General features: G+C 70.3%; 18 protein-coding genes. 13 read left to right on the forward strand and 5 right to left on the reverse strand.

Annotated features, from left to right (window positions below):
* Positions 1 to 57: 57 nt before the first annotated feature.
* Genes HNR20_RS27800 through HNR20_RS27815 form a run of 4 tightly spaced genes read left to right on the forward strand, consistent with a single transcriptional unit; the run spans position 58 to position 4,182 of the window.
* Complete coding sequence (locus HNR20_RS27800) at positions 58 to 1,278, forward strand: extracellular solute-binding protein (RefSeq protein WP_184185756.1); 1,221 nt, start codon at positions 58 to 60, stop codon at positions 1,276 to 1,278.
* The gene (locus HNR20_RS27805) at positions 1,275 to 2,399 is read left to right on the forward strand and encodes an ABC transporter ATP-binding protein (RefSeq protein WP_184185759.1); all 1,125 of its coding nucleotides are present in this window, start codon (positions 1,275 to 1,277) and stop codon (positions 2,397 to 2,399) included. The genes HNR20_RS27800 and HNR20_RS27805 overlap by 4 nt, the downstream gene beginning before the upstream one ends.
* A 23-nt stretch (positions 2,400 to 2,422) precedes the next feature.
* Complete coding sequence (locus tag HNR20_RS27810) at positions 2,423 to 3,295, forward strand: ABC transporter permease (protein ID WP_184185762.1); 873 nt, start codon at positions 2,423 to 2,425, stop codon at positions 3,293 to 3,295.
* The gene (locus tag HNR20_RS27815; RefSeq protein ID WP_184185764.1) at positions 3,295 to 4,182 is read left to right on the forward strand and encodes an ABC transporter permease; all 888 of its coding nucleotides are present in this window, start codon (positions 3,295 to 3,297) and stop codon (positions 4,180 to 4,182) included. The genes HNR20_RS27810 and HNR20_RS27815 overlap by 1 nt, the downstream gene beginning before the upstream one ends.
* A gap of 28 nt (positions 4,183 to 4,210) precedes the next feature.
* Here HNR20_RS27815 and HNR20_RS27820 read toward each other — a convergent pair whose 3' ends face one another.
* The 4 genes from HNR20_RS27820 to HNR20_RS27835 all read right to left on the reverse strand — a co-directional run bounded on the left by HNR20_RS27820 (position 4,211) and on the right by HNR20_RS27835 (position 8,577).
* Positions 4,211 to 5,788: a gluconokinase gene (locus tag HNR20_RS27820; RefSeq protein ID WP_184185767.1), complete on the reverse strand. Its 1,578-nt coding sequence runs from the start codon at positions 5,786 to 5,788 to the stop codon at positions 4,211 to 4,213.
* 98 nt (positions 5,789 to 5,886) lie between these two features.
* Positions 5,887 to 6,600: a hypothetical protein gene (locus HNR20_RS27825; RefSeq protein WP_184185770.1), complete on the reverse strand. Its 714-nt coding sequence runs from the start codon at positions 6,598 to 6,600 to the stop codon at positions 5,887 to 5,889.
* Positions 6,601 to 6,707: 107 nt separating this feature from the next.
* Positions 6,708 to 7,370 carry a response regulator gene (locus HNR20_RS27830; RefSeq protein ID WP_184185773.1) on the reverse strand — a complete coding sequence of 221 codons (663 nt, stop codon included), beginning with the start codon at positions 7,368 to 7,370 and terminating at the stop codon, positions 6,708 to 6,710.
* 76 nt (positions 7,371 to 7,446) lie between these two features.
* Positions 7,447 to 8,577 (reverse strand): sensor histidine kinase, encoded by a 1,131-nt coding sequence (locus HNR20_RS27835; RefSeq protein ID WP_184185776.1) that lies wholly within the window; start codon positions 8,575 to 8,577, stop codon positions 7,447 to 7,449.
* Positions 8,578 to 8,720: 143 nt separating this feature from the next.
* Between HNR20_RS27835 and HNR20_RS27840 the strand changes: the two genes are divergently transcribed.
* The 7 genes from HNR20_RS27840 (at position 8,721) to HNR20_RS32800 (ending at position 15,886) form a co-directional block, all read left to right on the forward strand.
* Entirely contained in the window at positions 8,721 to 9,710 is a 990-nt protein-coding gene (locus tag HNR20_RS27840) for a carboxymuconolactone decarboxylase family protein (RefSeq protein WP_184185779.1), read from the forward strand.
* 9 nt (positions 9,711 to 9,719) lie between these two features.
* Entirely contained in the window at positions 9,720 to 10,172 is a 453-nt protein-coding gene (locus tag HNR20_RS27845; protein WP_184185782.1) for a DUF6220 domain-containing protein, read from the forward strand.
* Positions 10,169 to 11,908, forward strand: coding sequence for a multicopper oxidase family protein (locus tag HNR20_RS27850; RefSeq protein WP_184185785.1), 1,740 nt, complete (start codon positions 10,169 to 10,171; stop codon positions 11,906 to 11,908). Before HNR20_RS27845 ends, HNR20_RS27850 begins: the two co-directional genes overlap by 4 nt.
* Before the next feature lie 108 nt (positions 11,909 to 12,016).
* Positions 12,017 to 12,631 carry a dihydrofolate reductase family protein gene (locus HNR20_RS27855; RefSeq protein WP_184185788.1) on the forward strand — a complete coding sequence of 205 codons (615 nt, stop codon included), beginning with the start codon at positions 12,017 to 12,019 and terminating at the stop codon, positions 12,629 to 12,631.
* Positions 12,632 to 12,677: 46 nt separating this feature from the next.
* Positions 12,678 to 13,352, forward strand: a complete 675-nt coding sequence (locus HNR20_RS27860; RefSeq protein ID WP_184185791.1) for a DUF6891 domain-containing protein — start codon at positions 12,678 to 12,680, stop codon at positions 13,350 to 13,352.
* A gap of 123 nt (positions 13,353 to 13,475) precedes the next feature.
* Positions 13,476 to 14,369: an SGNH/GDSL hydrolase family protein gene (locus HNR20_RS27865; protein ID WP_184185794.1), complete on the forward strand. Its 894-nt coding sequence runs from the start codon at positions 13,476 to 13,478 to the stop codon at positions 14,367 to 14,369.
* A gap of 122 nt (positions 14,370 to 14,491) precedes the next feature.
* Positions 14,492 to 15,886 carry a serine/threonine-protein kinase gene (locus HNR20_RS32800; RefSeq protein WP_375791642.1) on the forward strand — a complete coding sequence of 465 codons (1,395 nt, stop codon included), beginning with the start codon at positions 14,492 to 14,494 and terminating at the stop codon, positions 15,884 to 15,886.
* Here HNR20_RS32800 and HNR20_RS27875 read toward each other — a convergent pair.
* Entirely contained in the window at positions 15,867 to 16,898 is a 1,032-nt protein-coding gene (locus tag HNR20_RS27875) for a glycoside hydrolase family 11 protein (protein WP_184185797.1), read from the reverse strand. The genes HNR20_RS32800 and HNR20_RS27875 overlap by 20 nt on opposite strands.
* 544 nt (positions 16,899 to 17,442) lie before the next feature.
* Here HNR20_RS27875 and HNR20_RS27880 point away from each other — a divergent pair.
* Together HNR20_RS27880 and katG are read left to right on the forward strand one after the other, a co-directional pair.
* Positions 17,443 to 17,898: a Fur family transcriptional regulator gene (locus HNR20_RS27880; RefSeq protein ID WP_308425467.1), complete on the forward strand. Its 456-nt coding sequence runs from the start codon at positions 17,443 to 17,445 to the stop codon at positions 17,896 to 17,898.
* Entirely contained in the window at positions 17,895 to 20,171 is a 2,277-nt protein-coding gene (gene katG, locus HNR20_RS27885; RefSeq protein ID WP_184185803.1) for a catalase/peroxidase HPI, read from the forward strand. The genes HNR20_RS27880 and katG overlap by 4 nt, the downstream gene beginning before the upstream one ends.
* Positions 20,172 to 20,628: the final 457 nt, after the last annotated feature.

Here is a 20,628-nt window from a genome sequence, read left to right on the forward strand (position 1 = left end):
CTGAGCGCAGCGTGGACCTACCTGGCCGGTCCGGGTAGTCGATGAAGGGAACGACTCATGGGTATGACGCGGCGCGGCGCTCTCATGGTCACGGCATCGTCGCTCTTCGTGGGCGCCGTCGGGTGTGGGGCGCCGGACAGTCCCGGCAAGTCCTCGGGCGACACCACGGGCGAGGTGCCGGAGCGTCCTGGTCGGGCCGTGACGCTCAACGTTCTCGACGTCGCCGGCAACCTGCAGCTGACGCAGGGGATGATCGACGAGTTCGTCTCCAAGAACTCCGGGGTGATCTCCCGGGTGACCTATTCGAAGGCGCCGGCGCCCGAGCTGGCCGGCAAGATCAAGGCTCAGCAGGGCGCGGACCGGGTGGACATCGGTCTCGTGCTGACCGGCGTCGACGGTCTGGCCGCGGGGATCGAGCAGGGCCTCTGGCTCGACGTGTTGCCGAAGTTCCAGGACCGCCTCGGCGGCATGCGCAACTACCTGCAACCGGCCGCCGCGATGCAGCAGCTCGCCGGCAACGCCGGCGTCACCGTCACCTACTACCCGTCCGGTCCGCTGCTCGAATACCTGCCGTCCCGGCTGCCGACACCGCCAACCAGCGCGGAAGCCCTGCTCGCCTGGGCCAAGGGCAACCCCAAGAAATTTCAGTACGCCCGGCCGGCCAACTCCGGCCCTGGCCGGACGTTCCTGATGGGCCTGCCCTACATCCTGGGCGACACGAACCCCAAGGATCCGACGGCGGGGTGGGACAAGACGTGGGCCTTCCTCAAGGAGTTGGGCCGGTACGTCGACTACTACCCGTCCGGCACCGCCGAGACCATGAAGAACCTCGCCAACGGCACGGCTCACCTGATCGTCAGCACGACCGGCTGGGACATCAACCCCCGGGTGCTGGGCACCGTGCCCAAGGACGCCAGGATCGCCACGCTCGACGGTTTCCACTGGGTCACCGACGCGCACTACGCCGTGCTGCCCAAGGGCATCTCGACCGACACGCAGGCCGCAGTGCTCGCCCTGCTCGCGTTCATGCTCACCCCCGAGCAGCAGGCGAAGGCGTACGACGAGGGCTACTTCTACCCGGGTCCGGCGGTGAAGGACGTCGGGCTCTCGTCGGCGCCGCAGAAGAGCCAGGACGCGATCCGGGAGTTCGGCCGCCCCGAGTACGACGCGCTGATCGCCGGCAACCCGACCGAGGTCCCGCTCGACGCGAAGAGCCTCGTGGCGGCGTTCAACCGCTGGGACCGCGAGATCGGCGGCGGGAAGGTCAAGCAGGGATGAGCGCCTTCTCCCAGCTGCGGTTGGACGGTGTGTCCCGTCGGTTCGGCGGCCAGGACGCGCTCACCGAGCTGGACCTGACCATCGAGGCGGGCGAGTTCATCGCCCTGCTCGGCCCGTCCGGCTGCGGCAAGTCGACCGCGTTGAACTGCCTGGCGGGGCTCCTGCCGCTGACCCAGGGGAGCATCTGGCAGGACGAGCGCCGGATTGACACGCTGCCACCGGAGCGCCGCGACTTCGGCATGGTGTTCCAGAGCTACGCCCTCTTCCCCCACCTGACCGTCCGGGCGAACATCGCCTTCGGGCTGCGCATGCGGCGGCTGCCGAAGGAGGAGACCCGCCGGCGTACGGAGGAGGCGGTGCGGCTGGTGCGCCTCGAGGACCACGTCGACAAGCTCCCCGGCCAGCTATCGGGTGGTCAGCAGCAGCGCGTCGCCATCGCCCGTGCCGTCGTGTTCGAGCCGTCCCTCGTGCTGATGGACGAGCCGTTGAGCAACCTCGACGCCAAACTGCGCCTGGAGATGCGTACCGAGATCCGCCGGCTGCACCAGTCGCTGGGGCTCACCACCGTCTACGTCACCCACGACCAGGAGGAGGCGCTGTCCCTGGCCGACCGGCTGGTGGTGCTGCGGGAGGGGCGGGTGCAGCAGATCGGGTCGCCGCGCGAGTTGCACACCCGGCCGGCAAACTGGCACGTCGCCGACTTCATGGGCTACCGCAACCTGTGGCGGGGGCGGGTGGAGCAGGTGGACGGCACCCGGGCCACGGTCGAGTCGTCCGGCCACCGCCTGCTCGGCGAGGTCATCGGCGACCTCCCCGCCCGGTCGGACGTGGTGGTCGCGGTACGCCCCGAGGACGTCCGCGTCGATGGCCCCGGCGAGACGCCCAACACCATGTCGGCGGCCATCGAGGTGGTGGAGTATCAGGGCCGCGAGTTGGCGGCCGAGGCCCGCACGGACACCGGCCAACTGCTGCACCTGCGTACCGAGCAGCGGGTCGCGCCGGGCGACCAGGTCAAGCTCTCCATGGATCCGCAGCGGCTTCTCGTCTTTCCCGCCGACGCGACGCGGGAGACCGACGCCCGGCCCGACCGCCTCGCGGACACCTCGGGGGCAACGCGGTGAGCGGCGCCGGACCCGGCAGACCGATGGCGCACTGGCAGCACCGTCTCGCCGAGCGGGGCATCGACCGTCAGCTCTGGTTGCTGGTGCCGGCCCTGGTCTTCGTCATCGCCCTGTTCCTCTACCCGTTCTTCTACGGGCTGACGCTGTCGTTCCAGCCGACCGACGGCGGGCCGTTCAGCGACTACGCCCGGTTCTTCTCCGACTCCTACGAGCGGGGCACGATCTGGATCACCCTGCGGATCGCGTTGCCCGCCGCGCTGCTGAACGTCCTCGCCGCCGTGCCGATCGCCTACCGGATGCGCGGCCGGTTCCGGGGCAAGCGGCTGGTCACCACCCTGCTGGTCGTGCCGATCACGCTCGGCACGGTCCTCACTGCCCAGGGGCTGCTGAACTTCCTCGGCCCGACCGGTTGGTTCAACCGGATCCTGCTCGCCACGAACCTCGTGGACGAGCCGGTGCGGCTGACCCACAACTACTGGGGCGTGTTCTTCTCACTGGTGATCACCGGTTTCCCGTTCGCGTTCCTGCTGGTGCTCTCCTACCTCTCCGGGATCGACCCCACCCTGGAACGGGCGGCCGCGACGCTGGGAGCGGACTGGCGTCGCCGGTTCACCCGGATCACCCTCCCGCTGCTGATGCCGGGCCTGGCCACGACCTTCTGCCTGACGTTCGTGCTGGCGTTCAGCGTGTTCCCGTCGGCCGTCCTGGTCGGCAACCCGGCCGGTGAGACGCGGGTCATCTCCCTCGCCGCGTACCAGGCGGCGTACGAGCAGTACGACTACCCGTACGCGTCGGCGATCGCGATGATCATGGGGTTCGTCGAGCTGGTCGTCATCGCGCTGGTCCTGGCCGCTCGCAGCCGTTTCTACACAGGTTCCACCGGAGGCAAGGGCTGATGGCAACGATCACCCGGGCGCGACCAGCGCGGCCCCCCGCCACCACCGACCGACGGCGGCGCATCACCGCGCGCCCGGCCGCCTGGATCGTGTGGGGCGTCGTCATCTTCTTCTTCCTCAACCTGCTGGGCGTCGTGGCGTCCGTGTTGGTCAGCTCGTTCGGCCGGCGCTGGTTCGACACCTGGTTGCCCGACGGCTACACCACGAGCTGGTACGGCCGGGCCTGGGACGAGTTCGCGCTTCTGCAGGTCATCGTCGTGACCCTGGAAGTCTCCGTGCTCGTCGTGGGCCTCTCGCTGCTGATCGGCGTGCCGGCGGCCTATGTCCTCGCGCGACGGTCGTTCCCCGGCAAGCGGCTGATCTTCCTCGTGTTCCTGCTGCCCATCCTCATGCCACCGATCACGTACGGCATCCCGCTGGCGACCGTCCTCTACAAGTTCGGCCTGGCCGGGCACATGTCCGGGGTCGTGCTCGCCAATCTCGTACCCTCGGTGCCCTTCGTCATCCTGACCATGACCCCCTTCATCGAGCAGATCGACCCGCGGATCGAGAGCGCTGCGCGCATGTGCGGCGCGGGCCTGCGGACGGTGTTCCTCCGGGTCCTCACGCCGTTGCTCGTGCCGGGCATCCTCGCGTCCGCGATCCTCGTCCTCGTCCGGACCGTCGGCATGTTCGAGCTCACCTTCCTGACCGCGGGACCGGACTCACAGACCCTCGTCGTGGCGCTCTACTACTCGATGTCCGCGTCCGGGATCAGGGCGCAGCAGTCGGTCGACGCGATGGCGGTCATCTACACCTCGATGATGCTCGTCCTGCTCGTCGTCGCACTGCGCTACGTCAACCCGACCCAGCTCGTGGCCCAGGTCAAGGAGGATCCCGAGCACTGACGCCCGGGCAGCGCGTAGGCCGGCCCGGTCAACCACCCAGGGTGTCCCGCGGCGTCGCGCCGACCCGCCAGTCGACGCCCGGGCCGGCCGCCACCTCGTCGAGGATCTCGCCCAGGCGTCCCACGACCGTGACGAGCGCGGGCAGCTTCGCGCGCAGACCGCGATAGGCCGTGGCAAGGCTCGGGTCGACCGTGATCGGCTCGGTTCGGGCCCCCTCGGGATCGAGCAGGGCGACGGCCCCCTTGAGGTCGGTTGCGAGGCCGATGGCGAAGAGCCCGAGCGCGGCCGCGCCAAGGGCGGCGTCATCGGTCTCGCCCGCAACCTGGGCCGGACAGTCCAGAACCGCGGCCATCACCTCGCGCCACAACGGTGCGCGGAAGGCGCCGCCGGTCAGCCGTACGCTGCTGATCGGCGTCAGCTCGGCCAGGCGGTCTCGGACACCGCCGAGTTGCAGGCACACACCCTCGACGGCGGCCCGCACCAGATGGCCGCGGGTGTGCTCGCTCCGCAGCCCCAGATACGCGCCGGGTGGGCCCGACCCCCCTGCCGGTGCCCGGTCGGCCCGCAGATAGGGCAGCATCACGAGGCCGTCGCTTCCCGGGGGAACCCGCTCGGCGAGACGCAGGAGCTCGGGTTCGGGACGGCCGTCCCGGGACGTCGGGTGCAGGTCGGGGGCGAGGGCGCGTCCCGCCCACCGTACGACGTTGGCGCCGTTGCCGACCGATCCGCCGACAACCCAGGCGTCCTCGGTCAACGCGGCGCAGAAGAGGGATTCCGCCGGGTCGGTGAGGGGAGCGGCGACGACCGTACGCAGGGCCCCGGTGGCCCCGAGCGTCAGGCCACCGACGGCGCTGTCGATCGCGGCGGCGCCCAGGTTGCCCGACGGGCCGTCGCCCGCACCCGGGACCACGGGTGTACCGGCCGGCAGGCCGACAGCCCGTCCGGCCGCCGCCGACAGCCGCAGCAACGCCGTCGTGGCCAGGACCGGGGGCAGTTGGCTCTCCGACACTCCGACGAGGTCGAGCACGGCCGGACTCCAGACCCGACGGTGGACGTCGAGCATCCCCGTGCCGGACGCCGAGGACAGCTCGGTCACCAGCCGTCCGGTGAGGCGATGGAGCACATAGTCCTTGAGGCCGATCCACCACCGCGTCGTCGTGCAGAGATACGGCTCGTGGCGGGCGAACCACAGGAGCTTGCAGAGAGGGCTCTTCGGGTGCACGGGGGTGCCCGTCAACCGGTGCAGCTCCTGGCTCTGGCCGGAGGTCCACAGATCGCGGGCCGCCTCCGACGACCGTGAGTCCCGCCAGGTCAGCAGGGGCGTCTTCGGCGTCATGTCCGCGTCCAGCCCGATCAGGCCGTACATGGCGGAACTCAGCGCGAGCGCGACCACCTCCGGCCCGGCGGTGTCGGCGACACAGGTGGCGATCGCCTCCAGAGTGGCCGCCACGAGCACGTCCGGATCCTGAACCTGCCAGCCGGGCACCGGCTGAAGCAGCGGGTACGTCCGCGTCGCGACGTGCCGCACGGTGCCGTCCAACGCGAAAGTGGACGCCCGGACAGCCGTGGTGCCCACGTCGACCCCGAGAATGACACCTGGCCCCATGCGCACATGCTCAGGCGGCATTCCGTACACCGGCAAGCGGTTGCGCGCAGTTGTCGTCGAGGCCGTCCGGCGTCTGTCGTCGCGGCCGCCCGGCGCCCTCAGACCAGGAAATGCTCGCGCATCTTCGCACCCAGATTGATCCCACCCACTACCCGAGGGCCGGCCGGGTCGTGCACGTCGATGGTGTTGTTCCGGCGCATCAACTCACGGATCGGAGGTGGCAGCCGCGGCGGGTCGTCGATGGCCGCGAGGACCTGCCCGGCGCTCGTGATCAGTTGATCGGCCAGAGTGGCGGCATGGGTGTCCACCCGCACCCGGCCGTACTCCCAGCCGGCGGTGGTGAGGTCGAGCACCTCGAACACTCGGGTCAGCAGCGGGTTCGGGTCGGTCACCCGGTCGAGCCGGTGCGCCCGGCTGCCGACCACCGCGACGGCGGCGGCCACCTGCGCGTACGGGTGGAAGCCGGACGGCAACGCGAACAGCGGCCACCGCAGGGCGGGTCCGGCCTCCCTCCACAGCGGTCGGTAGTTGCGGCGGTGCACCAGGAGCCGCCGGCCCGTCCGTCGGAGGATCTCCTGGGCCTGGGCCTGCAGGTCCACGTGGGCCTCATCGGCGACCTGGCCCACGACCCGGGCTGCCACCACCAGGCCGTCGTCGCTGTCCAGCGTCGCCGTCAGCGTCTCGACCTGCTCGGTGAACCGGATCTGCGCATGGGCGCCGTATCGGTGCTGGACGTCCTGCAGGAGCGCCTGCTGTCGTTCCGGATCGAGCTGGACCCGCCTACCGCCCAGCAACCGCCGGAGCCAGCGCATGTCGCCTCGTTTCAGCAGAGCCGTCGCGGACGGCGGCAATGTTAGTGCGTCAGACCTTCGTCGTGTGCCGACGGGGTGGTCCAGCGACCAACGGACCTCGCTGACGGTCAGCGGCGGCGCGGAGTGACCAGTCCCGACTCGTACGCCCACACGACCAACTGGGCGCGGTCGCGGCAATGCAGCTTCATCATCGCGCGATTCACGTGTGTCTTGACGGTCAACGGACTGATCACCATGCGCAGGGCGATCTCGTCGTTACTCAGCCCCTTGCCGACCAACTCGACGATTTCCTGCTCGCGGGTGGTCAGCACGTCGCGTCCGGCAGCCGGCTCGGCCGGCGGTGGGCCGGACACGAACTCACTGATCAGCGTACGCGTGACGGCCGGCGCGAGCAGTGCGTCGCCGCGGGCCACGACGGCGATGGCCTGCAGCAGGTCGGCGGGGTCGGCGTCCTTGAGGAGGAAACCGCTGGCGCCCGCGCGGAGGGCGGCGAAGACGTAGGAGTCGAGCCCGTAGTTGGTGAGGATGAGGACGTGCGTCGCGGTGAGGTCGGGATCAGCGGCGATGCGCCTCGTGGCCTCGATGCCGTCGAGCCCCGGCATCTGCACGTCCATGAGCACGACGTCCGGGCGCAGACGTCGCGACAGTTGGACGGCCGAGGTGCCGTCGGTGGCCTCGCCGACGACCTCCAGGTCGTCCTCGGCATCGAGCAGGGCGCGGAATCCGGCTCGCATCAGAGCCTGGTCGTCGGCGAGCAACACGCGGATCATGCCGGCTCCTCCCTCCGGTCGGAGACGGCACGATCCGCGGGCGACTGAGCTGCTTGGACCTCGCGCAAGCGCTCGGTCATGCCGATTCGTCCAGGGGGAAGGTGGCCCGTACCGCGAACCCGTGGTCGTCGCGAGCCGCGGCTCGCAGTGTGCCGCCCACTCCGGTCACCCGCTCGCGCATACCGCGCAGGCCCACACCCGGTGTCATCAGCCCGGCCGGTGACGCCTGGCCGTCGTCGGTGACCGAGACGGTGAGCTGTTCCGGGGTGTACTCGACGTGGATGTGCGCGGTGGCGAGCCCCGCGTGGCGGGCCACGTTGGTCAGCGCCTCCTGGACCACGCGATACCCGGCCTCGTCGACCTCGGCGCGCAGGTCCCGGGGCGGACCGCTGACGGTCACGTGCACCGGTACGCCGGCCGCCCTGGTCCGCTCGGCGAGCTCGTCCACCCGGGCCAACCCGACGCGGTCTTCGTCGGCGGGGGAGCGCAGGACGTCGAGCGTCGTGCGCAGCTCCCGCATCGCGGCACCGCTGGCCTCCTGGATCGCCAACAGCGTTGCCGACGGCTCCTCGCCGTGTTTGCGAGCCAGGTGCACGGCGATCCCGGCCTGCACCTTGATCACGGAGATGCTGTGGGTCAGGGAGTCGTGCAGGTCGCGGGCGATGCGCAGGCGTTCCTCCCCGGCGCGACGCAACGCCATCTCCTCGCGGGTGCGCTCGGCCTCGATCGCCCGCTGCTCGACCTGTTCCAGGTATGCCCGGCGCTGCCGCGCGACGAGCCCGGCGACGTTGGCCGCCACGAACCAACCCAGCAGCAGGGCCGTCCGCTCGACGATCAGTTGGCCTGCCTGGCCGGCCGGCGCCACCGAGATGTCGCGGGCCAGGAACCCACCGAGGAAGGCGAGGCTGGCCACGGCGGCGGCCGACCGGTGCCCCCGCCAGGCGGCGACGTAGACCACGCCGAGAACGGGGAACGCGGCGGACACCCCGGGGTGTACCCGGACGTGGAGGGCCAGCATGGCTACGGTCACCACGCTCAGCGCCACCACCGGGTACCGCCGGCACACCGCCACGGCCACCGCCATGGCGAGGACCAGGACGACGTCGATCGCCCCAACCTGCGCGGCGTCCGGTGCGAGCGCGGCGTTGCCGAGCAGGAGGGCGCCGAGGGCTGGGCCGCTGAGGGCGTACGGCAGGTCGCGACGCATGGTCGAACTGTAGAACGGGCCGTCATCAGGGGGCATCCACCGGCTGCGGTAGGAGGGCGTACCGCCGACGCGGTATCGGCTACCGGCCAAGTGCCTGCGGCGGCACGACGTTTTCCCGGTTCGTCGAGACAAGCATCGAGCCCATGACATACCGCTTCTTCACCCCGGCGAGAGCGTCGACCACGACCGGTCTGACCGCCGCGGTCTACCGCCAACTGTCGGACGACTTCCTCGGGCCGCTGCCCACCTTCCAGGCGCTCTCGGCGGTGCCGGAGGTGCTGGCCGCGACCTGGGCGTTGATGCGCGAGGCCCTGCTCGCCGGTGACGCCTCCCGGGTCGAGCGCGAACTCGTCGCGTCGGTGGTCTCCCGGGCAAACCGCTGTCAGTTCTGCGTCGACGCCCACGTGATGCTGCTACACGCGTTGGGCGAACCGAAGCTGGCCGAGGCCGTCGCCCGGGGTGGGACACCACCTGAACCGAGGCACGCCGAGCTCATCGCCTGGGCCCAGGCAAGCCGCAGCCCCGAAGCCGCCGACTGGGCCAGCCCGTACCGCCCGGAGGTAACCGGCACACTGCTCGCCTTCCACTTCGTCAACCGGATCGTGTCGGCGCTGCTCGATCCCGATCTGCTCCCCGGTGGCCTGCAACGGTCCCCGCTGGTGCGGTCGGTCGGAGGGCGGCTCTACGCCAGGGCGGCCCGGGAGCCGAAGGAACCCGGCCGAAGCCTCCCGCTCCTCCCGGCCGGCACGACCGCGCCACCCGGCTGGGCGGGAGACAGCCCGGTCGGCGTCGCGTACGCGTCGTTGAAGGACGCCGCCGCACCGGGCGGAGACCTCCTGGGGGACGTGGCGCGCCAGACCGTCGCGGCCACCGTGCGCTGGGAGGACGGGCGGTTCCCGGCCAGGCCCGCGGACTGGGCCGTCGACCTGGTCCGGGACGTGCCCGGCCGGGATCGCGTCGGAACGCGCATCGCGCTGCTGGCGGCGTTCGCACCGAGCGCGATCACCGTGGGCGACGTCGCTCTCTGGCGGCTCTCCCATCCGGCCGACGCCGACCTCGTACGGCTGGTCGCCTACGGGGCGATCACGGCCACCGACCATGTCGCCCGAGCCCTGGCTTCGGCTCACCTCTAGGAGGTCACCATGCGCAAGGCATTCGTCATCGTCAGCATTCTGTTGCTCGTCGCGTTCGCCCTGCAGTTCGTCCTCGCCGCCGTGGGCGCGTTCACGAAGCCAGCGGACGACGATTCGTACGCGCTGCACAGTGTCAACGGGATGGTGATCATCCCGGTCCTCACCCTGCTCACGATTCTGTTCGCCGCGCTGGCGAGGGCGCCGGGCCGGCTCATCGGGCTGACGATCCTGCCGTTCGGCCTCGTCGTGGTGCAGGCGCTCACCGCCATGCTGGCCAACGGGTCCACCGACGCCGCGGGCGTCAGCAGTCCGTTCGGCCTGACCATCGCGGGGCTGCACGCCGTCAACGGAATCATCGCGGTGCACGTCGTCGTCGGCATCCTTCGGGCGGCGCGAGAGCTGGCCAACCCGGCGCCGGCCGACGCCATCGGTGTGACCGTCCGCGAAGGGGAGCCGGTATGACGACGGGCTCGCTGCTCGCGGCCGACCTGGTGATCGCGGTCCTCGCGGCCGGCGGATGGCTGGGCGGAGGTGCCGCGTCGGCCGCCCGGCGCCGCCCGCTCGCGCTGGGGTTGGCGGCCTTCGCGCTGCTCGCCACGCTCGCCCGCGCGATCACGATCACCGCGCTCGCCCGCGCCGGCTGGTGGTTCGCGGCGGAGAAGGTCCTCATCGCCGCTCCACTGTCACTCGCGGCGGTGGCCGTCGCCGGGCCGCGGTTGCTGCGGGCCCCGGGCGACATCCGGTCCGTCGCGGTCCCGCTTCTCTTCGCCGGGTACGCCACGAGCGGCGCCCTGCTCGTGACGGTCCTGCACGGCTATCCGGCGTCGGCGGGAGCGGGGCTGCTCGCGGTCGCCGGGGTCGTCGCGGCGACGGCGGTCTCGTGGCGTGCCCTCGGCGCGCGCCCGTCGCGGACGGTGTCCCGGGCGACCCTCGTGGTGGCGGTCGCGGCGCTGGTGGCCGGAACCGGGCTGACGGCCGCTCCGGACGGCGCGCCCGCCGTACCCCATGATCATGCGTATCGGGATGCGCGGACCGTCGGCGAACCCACCAGGCGGTTCACCCTGACGGCCGGCACCGCCACGGTGCGGGTGAGTGGCCGCGACGTCGCGGCGTGGGCGTTCGATGCGCAGGTACCCGGACCGGAGCTGACCGCCGTGGTCGGCGACGTCGTGGAGGTGACGCTGCGCAACCGGGACATCGAACGAGGCGTCACGCTGCACTGGCACGGGTACGACGTGCCGAACAGTCAGGACGGAGTGCCCGGCGTGACGCAGGCGGCGGTCCTGCCCGGACAGGAATTCGTCTACCGGTTCCGCGCCGATCAGGCCGGTACGTATTGGTACCACACGCATTCGGTCTCCGACGTCGGCGTGCGGATGGGTCTCTACGGTGTGCTGGTGGTCCGTCCGGGGCCGATGACCGGCCTCGACGTCACGGTGCCGGTGCACACGCTGGCGGGTCGGCCGCTGCCCGCGCCGAGAACGGAACGGGTCGAGGCGGGCACCCCGGTGCGGCTACGGCTGATCAACACCGACAGCACGACGCACCGCTATGCCCTGGCCGGGACCTCGTTCCGGGTCGCCGCGATCGACGGCTTCGACCTGCGAGGCCCGACGTCGCTCGTGGACACCTCGGTGCTGATCCCGGCAGGGGGTCGCTACGACCTGGTGTTCGACGCGCCCGCGACGCCGGTGGCGTTGTTCGTCGACGGCCGTGTGGTCTACACGACCGGGGCGGTGTCGACCGCGACGGGCGCCTGGCCGGTGCTGGACCCGCTCAGCTACGGCGTCGCCTCCCCGGCGCCGTGGTCCCGGATCGACAAGCGGTTCACCCTCGTTCTCGATCGCGGCCTCGACCTGCACGAACTGCTTCCGCGTTACGCCCATACCGTCAACGGCGCGGCCGACCCGAACATCCCGCCGCAGGTCGTACGCCTCGGCGACATCATCAGGTTCACGATCGTCAACCGATCTCAGATCGTGCACCCGTGGCATTTGCACGGCCATCACGTCCTGGTGCTGTCGCGCGACGGGAAGCCGGCGGTCGGAAGTCCGTTGTGGCTGGACTCGTTCGACGTCCGACCGGGCGAGGTGTGGGAGGTGGCGTTCCGGGCGGACAACCCCGGAATGTGGGCCAACCACTGCCACAACCTGGCGCACGCCGACGCCGGGATGACGCTGCACCTGATGTATTCATGAGGTTGAGCTCGTGGGAGCGCTGTCCTGTCACTGTGAGTCATATACCTCTGCGGTATAAATATGACCCAGAGGTATATACCTCAACGGCAAATGAAAGGGATCCCCGCGATGGCAAAGGTCATCTCCACGCTGTTCATCTCGGCCGACGGTGTGGCCGAGATCGACCCGGACTGGCACTTCCCGTACTTCGACGAGAACATGGGTCGGGCGGTCACCGAGGACTACGACGCCGCGGACGTGCTGCTGATCGGCCGTGAGACCTACGACAGCTTCGCTGGCGCCTGGCCTGACCGCGAGGCCGCCGGCGGGGAGGACGCAGGGTTGGCCAAGCGACTCGGGGATGTGCGCAAGGTCGTCGTCACGCGGCAGTCGCTGGAATTTCCCTGGCGCAACTCGGAACTGATCGCGGGTGATCTCGTCGGTGCCGTCACCGCGCTCAAGGCCGACGCCGGCGTCCGAGGCATCCTCATCCCCGGGTCGATCTCGGTGGTGCAGCAGCTGCTCGCCGCGGGGCTGGTCGACGAGTTGCGCCTGCTGGTGCACCCGGTGGCGGCGCGCAAGGGCCGCAAGCTGTTCGACGAGGGCGACACCGCCTACCACCTGCGCGTGCTGGCGACGGAGGCGTTTCCGACGGGCGTGCTCCGCGTGATCTACGCGCCCGTTGAGGCACCCGGAAAGGCCAGTTACGACGACGTCAAGGACCAGGTGCCGGCCGGGAACTAGCCGCCCTAGGCGAGGAGCGTCGTAGGTCCGTGTGACGATCGTCGGCGTGAACGGATGGACGTACAACGATCGCCCCGAGGGCATCAGGTTCCTGACCGATCGGATCCTCGAGCCGGGCCGCAGCGTGATCGAGGACGAGCTCTGGGCCTGGGTCGTGCGTGGTGAGGACGACGCCGACGAGTTCGTCGACTTCTTCGACGACGACGAGGAGCGCTGCGGCGCCACCGACGAGGAACTGCTCGCGGCGTACGAGAAGGCATTGGCTGTTCGGCGGGAGCAGCAGCGCGAGTGGGGCGAGGTGCGCGGCAACCTCACCCGCGCCTTCGCCGACCTCAACGGGTTGGGCGTGCTGGCCCGGGAGAACTTCAGCTGTTGTGGCACCTGCGCGAGCGCCGAGATCCACGACGAGCGGGATGACTCCCGGCACTGGCGCGGCTATCTCTGGTACCACCAGCAGGACACGGAGTCGCTGCTCGCCAGCGAGGACGGCGAGGTCTACCTCGGCTACGGCGTCTATCCTCCGGCCGACTTCGACGAGGTCGCCTACGCGGGCCTGTCGGAGGCCGAACAGCAGGCCAACTACCAGGCCGACCTGGAACGGCTACTGGACGAGGTCGCGTTCCCGGTGCTTCGCAAGCACGGCATGCGGGTGGAGTGGAACCGCAAGCAGTCCAGGCGGGTCCGGGTCACCGGCGCTCAGTGGTATGCGCCGTTGGTCTGAGCACCACCGATCCATCCCACACCTCGGAACAGCATTTAGTGAGGCTCATCGATATTGACGTCCGGCGTCGGCGGCGACAGGATCTCGGCACCACCACCACCGTGATCCCCTCTGGGAGGCGTCATGACCCGTCCCCGCCTGCCCCGCCTACGGGCAGCCAGCCGGTTGGCCGCACTCGCTGTGGCCACCGCCGGCGTGCTGCTCACCGTCGCCACGCCCGCCAGCGCCGCTGTGCCCGCCGGCCGATATGTCGCGCTGGGCGACTCGTACGCCGCCGGTCCGCTGATTCCCACCCAGGTCGACCTGAACTGCCTGCGGTCCAACCGCAACTACCCGTCGCTGGTGGCCGCGTCCGCCGGCTCGTCGTCGTTCGCCGACGTGAGCTGTTCCGGCGCCACCACGGACGACATCCTCTACGGTGGCAGCGGCCAGTTGGGCATCACGGTGCCGCCGCAGCTCAGCGCGGTCACGTCGAACACCGCGCTGGTGACGGTGCAGATCGGCGGCAACGACATCGGCTTCTCCGGCATCATCGGCGACTGCGCGGAGGCGAGCCTCAGCAGCCCGCTCGGATCGCCGTGCAAGAACCGGTACACCGCCGGCGGCGTCGACCAGTTGCAGGCGAGGATCGTCGCCGCCACGCCGAAGGTGACCACCGTGCTGCAGGCCGTCCGCCAGGCCGCGCCGGGCGCGCGGGTGGTGGTACTGGGGTACCCGGCGATCCTGCCGGACACCGGTTACGGCTGCTGGCCCGTCGTGCCGATCGCCTACCAGGACGTGCCGTACCTGCGGGGCATCGAGAAGTCACTCAACGCGATGCTGGCCAGCGTCGCGACCGCGAACGGCGCCACCTACGCCGACGTCTACACCCCGTCGATCGGCCGCGACGCCTGCAAGGGCAGCGGCACTCGGTGGGTCGAGGGACTGGTGCCACAGAACTCGGCTGCCCCCTTCCACCCGAACGCCCGCGGTGAGCAGGGCATGGCATCCGCCCTGCTCGCCAGACTGAACAGCTGACCGAACCCGCAGTCGGTCGAGCCGGCCCCGTCGAGCAGCGGCGGGGCCGGCCACCGATGGCTCTTCGCCGACGCGGTGCTTGAGATCGGCGAGTCCGGGGTACCGGAAGCTTTATGCCGAGTGTGGGGCAAGTCATCGGAAACCGTTACCGCCTGGTCGAGAGCATCGCCAGCGGCGGTATGGGTGATGTGTGGCGGGCGGTTGACGAGACCCTGGACCGCCGCGTGGCCGTCAAGATGCTGCAGGCCCGGCTGGTCAGCGACGCCGGCTTCTCAGAGCGGTTCCGCCGCGAGGCGCGCGCGATGGCGGCCCTGCGTCACCCGGGTGTGGCCCAGGTCTACGACTACGGGGAAGTGTCCCGCTCCGGTGAGCCGGACCTCGCCTACATCGTGATGGAGTGTGTGCAGGGACAACCCTTGTCGGAGCGGATCGCCGAGGTCGGCCGGCTGGACGTGGCCGAGACGATGTCGATCGCCGCGCAGACCGCTCGCGCCCTGCAGGCAGCCCATGACGCCGGCGTGGTCCACCGTGACGTCAAACCCAACAACTTGATCATCGAGCCCGACGGGCACGTCGTACTCGTTGATTTCGGGGTTGCCGTGACGCAGGAGGCGGCGAGCCTGACCGCGACGAACCAGGTCGTCGGCACCGCCCTCTACATGGCGCCCGAGCAGGTCTCGAAGAACGAAACCTCACCGGCGATCGACATCTACGCGCTGGGTGCGGTCGTCTACCACTGCCTCGCCGGTGCACCACCGCACCAGGGCGAGAACGCCCTCGCGGTGGCTCTACGGCACCTCGAAGAGGAGCCGCCGCCGCTGCCCGCGGACGTCCCGCCGGCGGTACAGCGGTTGGTCGCCACCGCGATGGCCAAGGATCCCGCCCATCGCTTCCCGACGGCGGGGGCCATGGCCGCCGCGGCGCAGGCACTCGCGGACCCGTCCGACCCGGCCACCGGGGCGACCTCGATCGGGGTACGCACCGAGCGCATCGCTGCCCAGCGGTCGGCGCTCGGTCGGGCGGTCAGTCCTGGGCCCAAGGCGCTCGCGGTGCTTCTCGGATCGTTGGCCGCCGCGGCCGCCGTCCTGGTGATCGCCGACCCCACCGGGATGATGCCGGGCCCGTCCGGGCGACCCGAGGTGTCGCCGTCGGTGTCGCCGCCCGAGGGCCCCGGCCCGGGTGCTGGTGGCGGCGAACCGGCCAGGCAGGGTTCCGGGGGCATGCCGGTTCGAGCGACCGGCTCCCCGACCCCGACGGCCACGCGTCCACCAGGCGAAGGACCGACAGGACAAGCCACGCCGTCCGGGGTGAGCAGTGTGGATGCGCCGGACCCCACCACCTCCGCGAGCGCCCCTTCGGAACCGACGGCAGCTCCGACCAGCGGTTCGACGGCGCCGACCGCGGAGCCGACGGAGGCGCCAGCGGTCGACCCGACGGAGTCTGGCGTGGCGGCCGAGGCCGCCACGCCAGACGTGCAGTGTCAGGAGTTGGTCGGGGTCAGCCCGTGCGGCAGGTGACCGTCGGCCAGGTCCAGTTGCCGTTGGCCATGATCGTCACCCCGAAGTTGTTGCCGTTGCCGTTCGGTCTGGCGGTGACGGTGCCGCTCGTGCCGCTGACGGAGGCGTTCCAGCTGTTCTGAATGCTCTGGCCGCCGCCGAGGCCGAGGCTGACCACCCAACTGCTGGTGCCGCTGACCGCGACGTTGAGATTGAACCGGTCGCTCCACTGCTGGCCGGCGGAGAGCGTCGCCGTGCAGTTACCGGTCCCGGGGTTGCCGGTGGTGGGTGCGGAGGTCGGGTTACCGCCACCGCCACCGCCCTCCCGGACGGTGATGTCGGAGCTTCCGGCGCTCTGGTAGCCCTCGGTGGCCATGATCTGGTAGCTGTGGTTGGTGCCGAGGTTCAAGCCGGCGCGGGCCCAGGCGTCGAAGTGGTTGGCGGTGGTGATGGTGCCACTCGAGCGCTTCTGCTGGCGGACGCTCCAGTACTGGTAGAACGTCTGGGTGCCGTCGATCGACGGGGCGTTGACCCGCTGGCTGCGGAGGATGTCGTAGGTGCCGCCGTCAGTGGTGACCGTGCCCATCCGGGTGGCGCCGCTGCTCGGGTTGTAGCTGCCGAAGTTCTCCACCACGTAGTACTCGATGAGTGGGCTGCGGGTCCATCCGTACAGGGCGAGGTAGGTGTTGTTGTTGCCTGGGTTGTAGCTGCCCGAGTAGGTGACCGTCCGTCGGTTGCCGGTGGCCCAACCCTTGCCGCCGACCCAGTTGTTGGTGCTCCTGTCCCAACTGCTGGTGTATCGGCCGTCGGCGCGCAGCGTCATGCTGGCGTTGCCGCTGTCCTTCCAGAACGAGAAGTAGTAGCCGTTGTGCGTGCCGGTGGTGTTCGAGCTGACCGTCCGATCGGCCTCGGCGTACGCGTTGGTGGCCGTCATCGTGCCGGCGACGGCCAGGACGGCGGCGCAGGCGGCGCCGAGGAGCAACCGCAGGCGGCCGCGCCTCATCGGTCTGGTGGGGGTGTGTTTGTCGATCATGAACCTGTTCCTCCTCGTGGCGGCTGGCGGGGGCCAGCGGTGCGGTACGACCCAGCAGGCTGGCGGAGGCCGAGTGACGGGCACGGCGTCGTAGCGCGTGGTGGTGGTCGGCCGGTCGTCCTGCACGACGACCGGAGGAGTGGGTCGCGGTGACTGCCATCGACGGTGATAGAGCACCGTCGATGGCGACCGTATTGACCCGGTCGTCGACTTGTCAACAATTTCCGGAAGCGCCACGGCCTCCGCTTTCTGGCGGCCCGTCGCACCCGAGGCAGCATCTATCCTGGTCAGTAGTTGATCAGGTTAAGAGGGGTCAGGTCGGTGTCCCATGTGGGGGCCGAGGGCCACCGGGTGGCCGCCGAAATTTCCGGATGGTTTTCCGGACCGTAGTCACCCGACTGTCGGCGGTGACGGTTTGGCCCCGATGGTGGGCGGGAGTGTTTCGCCTCCAGCGGGTGAACCTGGGGTGAATCGTCCGACACGACGACGCGCGGACCCTCGTAAAACTTGATCGGTTCCAGAATAGTGAGCTAGTGTCCGTCAAGTGATGTCCGACTTCGAGGCGCAACTGCGGGCCGCCTCGCTGCGCGTGACCCGGCCCCGATTGGCGGTGCTCGCGGCGCTGCGCGACCGCCCCCATATCGGCACAGACGCGGTGATCGCGCTGGTGCGGGCGGATCATCCCACGGTCTCCCACCAAGCGGTGTACGACGTGCTGCGTGTACTCACCGACGCTGGTCTGGTGCGGCGCATCCAGCCTGCCGGTGCGACCGCCCGCTACGAGTCCCGGGTCGCCGACAATCACCACCATGTCGTGTGCCGCTCCTGTGGCGTGATCGCCGACGTCGACTGCGCCGTCGGCCACGCCCCCTGTCTCACCGCCTCCGTCGACCACGGGTTCGTGATCGACGAGGCGGAGGTCGTCTATTGGGGCACCTGTCCCGATTGCGCGACCGAACGCATGCCCCAGAGATCCGCAAGCTCGGAAGGAAGCAAATGAGCGACACCCAGGACAACGGCCCCACCAGTGCGCAGGGCGTGGACGAGAAGGCAGCGGCCGGTTGCCCGGTCGCGCACGACTCGGTGACCGCGCACGGCAGCGAGAGCGAGAACCCGGCGATCGACTCCCCGACGCCGAAGACCGGCGGTCGTCCGCGTACCAACCGGGACTGGTGGCCCAACCAGCTCGACCTCTCGGTGTTGCACGCCCACTCCTCCAAGGGCAACCCGCTGGGGGAGAGCTTCAGCTACGCCAAGGAGTTCGCGAAGCTCGACGTCGAGGCCCTCAAGCGGGACATCGTCGAGGCGCTCACCACCTCGCAGGACTGGTGGCCGGCGGACTTCGGCCACTACGGCGGCCTGATGATCCGGATGAGCTGGCACTCCGCCGGCACCTACCGCATCCAGGACGGTCGGGGTGGGGCCGGCGACGGCGGGCAGCGTTTCGCCCCGCTCAACAGCTGGCCGGACAACGCGAACCTCGACAAGGCCCGCCGACTGCTGTGGCCGGTCAAGCAGAAGTACGGCCAGCAGATCTCGTGGGCCGACCTGCTCGTGCTCGCCGGCAACGTCGCCCTGGAGTCGATGGGGTTCAAGACCTTCGGCTTCGGCTTCGGCCGCGAGGACGTGTGGGAGCCCGAGGAGATCTTCTGGGGTCCGGAGGACACCTGGCTCGGTGACGAGCGCTACGTCTCCGAGGCGCAGATGGCCGAGGGCGTCGGCGCGACGGAGATGGGGCTCATCTACGTCAACCCCGAGGGGCCCCGCGGCAGCGCGGACTTCCGGGCGGCGGCGCACTTCATCCGTGAGACCTTCGCCCGGATGGCGATGAACGACGAGGAGACCGTCGCCCTCATCGCCGGCGGCCACACCTTCGGCAAGGCCCACGGCGCTGGCCCGGCCGACGGCCACGTGGGCGCGGAGCCCGAGGGTGCCCCGCTGGAGTCGCAGGGCCTCGGCTGGCTGAGCACCCACGCCAGCGGCAAGGGCGCCGACACGATCACCAGTGGCCTCGAGGTGACCTGGACCGACCAGCCGACGCAGTGGAGCAACCGCTTCTTCGAGATCCTCTTCGGCTACGAGTGGGAGCTCACCCGGAGCCCCGGTGGCGCCAAGCAGTGGGTCGCCAAGGACGCCGAGGCGATCATCCCGGACGCCTTCGACCCGGCGAAGAAGCACAAGCCGACGATGCTCACGACGGACCTGTCGCTGCGCTTCGACCCGGCCTACGAGAAGATCTCGCGCCGCTTCCTGGAGAACCCGGACGAGTTCGCGCTTGCCTTCGCGAAGGCCTGGTACAAGCTGCTGCACCGCGACATGGGCCCGGTCAGCCGTTACCTCGGGCCGTGGGTCGCCGAGCCCCAGCTGTGGCAGGACCCGGTGCCGGCCGTCAGCGGCGCGCTCGTCGGTGACGCCGACGTTGCCGCCCTCAAGGCGAAGGTCCTGGAGTCCGGCCTCACGACCGCTCAGCTGGTCTCCACCGCCTGGGCTTCCGCCGCGACCTTCCGGTCGACGGACAAGCGCGGTGGCGCCAACGGTGCCCGGCTCCGTCTCGAGCCCCAGCGCAGCTGGGAGGTCAACCAGCCCGAGCAGCTCGCGACCGTCCTGGACACTCTCGAGGGCATCCAGCGGGAGTTCAACGCCGCGGGCGGCGCGACGATCTCGCTCGCCGACCTGATCGTGCTGGCCGGCTCGGCCGCCGTCGAGAAGGCGGCGCGCGACGCCGGCGTCGAGGTGACCGTGCCGTTCCGGGCGGGCCGCACCGACGCCACCGTGGAGCAGACCGACACGGATTCCTTCCGGGTCCTCGAGCCGCGCGCGGACGGGTTCCGCAACTACCTGCGTGCTGGCGAGAAGACCCAGCCGGAGGTGCTGCTTCTCGACCGTGCCTACATGCTCAGCCTGAGCGCGCCCGAGATGACCGTCCTCGTCGGCGGTCTGCGCTCGCTCGGCGCCAACACCGGCGACAGCCAGCACGGCGTTCTCACCGACCGGCCCGGCGTGCTCACCAACGACTTCTTCGCCAACCTGCTCTCCCCGGGCACCCGGTGGAGCGCGTCGAAGTCCGACGAGCACGTGTACGAGATCCGCGACCTGGCCACCGACGAGGTGAAGTGGACCGCCACCGCGGTCGACCTCATCTTCGGCTCCAACTCGCAGCTGCGAGCCCTCGCGGAGGTCTACGCCAGCCAGGACGCTCGCGCCAAGTTCGTGGCCGACTTCGTGGCAGCCTGGACCAAGGTCATGGAGCTCGACCGGTTCGATCTCGCCTGACAGGTTCCAACCGACGAGCCCCGGTCAATCCACCAGCGATTGGCCGGGGCTCGTCGGCGTCCATCAACAAGCAGACGCGTTTCGGCTGGCGGCCTGGTAGCTAACTCTACTGTGGACGAGCCCAGCAGCCTCGACCGCGAGTTCTTCCTGCACGATCCGGTCGTGTCCGCCGCCAATCCAGGGCCGGTGGCGGTGAGCTCGGCGATCAAGCGATGTCGTCGCGGCCCAACGTGACCAGATCAGCATCGACGCAGGCCACGGCCATCAGGACGTGTTTCTGGACACAGACTCCCACCGGGCGGCCCGCACGCCAGGCGGGGCCGTCGAGGGCGTTGGCGGCTATGGGCACTTGCTGCTTGAGTGTCGGGTTTGCCGACGGGCGTGGCGGTTGCATCCGTCCCAACGACCCGGTGGGATCTGGGTGTGACTCGCAGAATCAGGTACCGTCGCCTGTCAC

It is taken from the genome of Micromonospora parathelypteridis (assembly GCF_014201145.1).
In the GTDB taxonomy this organism is placed as follows: Bacteria; Actinomycetota; Actinomycetes; order Mycobacteriales; family Micromonosporaceae; genus Micromonospora; species Micromonospora parathelypteridis.

Excerpts from the sequence above, each read along its gene's own strand:
- HNR20_RS27825 (WP_184185770.1), bottom strand. The coding sequence starts at position 6,600 with ATGCGCTGGCTCCGGCGGTTGCTGGGCGGTAGGCGGGTCCAGCTCGAT.
- HNR20_RS27815 (WP_184185764.1), top strand. The coding sequence starts at position 3,295 with ATGGCAACGATCACCCGGGCGCGACCAGCGCGGCCCCCCGCCACCACC.
- HNR20_RS27805 (WP_184185759.1), top strand. The coding sequence starts at position 1,275 with ATGAGCGCCTTCTCCCAGCTGCGGTTGGACGGTGTGTCCCGTCGGTTC.
- HNR20_RS27840 (WP_184185779.1), top strand. The coding sequence starts at position 8,721 with ATGACATACCGCTTCTTCACCCCGGCGAGAGCGTCGACCACGACCGGT.
- HNR20_RS27845 (WP_184185782.1), top strand. The coding sequence starts at position 9,720 with ATGCGCAAGGCATTCGTCATCGTCAGCATTCTGTTGCTCGTCGCGTTC.
- HNR20_RS27830 (WP_184185773.1), bottom strand. The coding sequence starts at position 7,370 with ATGATCCGCGTGTTGCTCGCCGACGACCAGGCTCTGATGCGAGCCGGA.
- HNR20_RS27875 (WP_184185797.1), bottom strand. The coding sequence starts at position 16,898 with ATGATCGACAAACACACCCCCACCAGACCGATGAGGCGCGGCCGCCTG.
- HNR20_RS27800 (WP_184185756.1), top strand. The coding sequence starts at position 58 with ATGGGTATGACGCGGCGCGGCGCTCTCATGGTCACGGCATCGTCGCTC.
- HNR20_RS27855 (WP_184185788.1), top strand. The coding sequence starts at position 12,017 with ATGGCAAAGGTCATCTCCACGCTGTTCATCTCGGCCGACGGTGTGGCC.
- HNR20_RS27835 (WP_184185776.1), bottom strand. The coding sequence starts at position 8,577 with ATGCGTCGCGACCTGCCGTACGCCCTCAGCGGCCCAGCCCTCGGCGCC.
- katG (WP_184185803.1), top strand. The coding sequence starts at position 17,895 with ATGAGCGACACCCAGGACAACGGCCCCACCAGTGCGCAGGGCGTGGAC.
- HNR20_RS27810 (WP_184185762.1), top strand. The coding sequence starts at position 2,423 with ATGGCGCACTGGCAGCACCGTCTCGCCGAGCGGGGCATCGACCGTCAG.
- HNR20_RS27865 (WP_184185794.1), top strand. The coding sequence starts at position 13,476 with ATGACCCGTCCCCGCCTGCCCCGCCTACGGGCAGCCAGCCGGTTGGCC.
- HNR20_RS27850 (WP_184185785.1), top strand. The coding sequence starts at position 10,169 with ATGACGACGGGCTCGCTGCTCGCGGCCGACCTGGTGATCGCGGTCCTC.
- HNR20_RS27820 (WP_184185767.1), bottom strand. The coding sequence starts at position 5,788 with ATGGGGCCAGGTGTCATTCTCGGGGTCGACGTGGGCACCACGGCTGTC.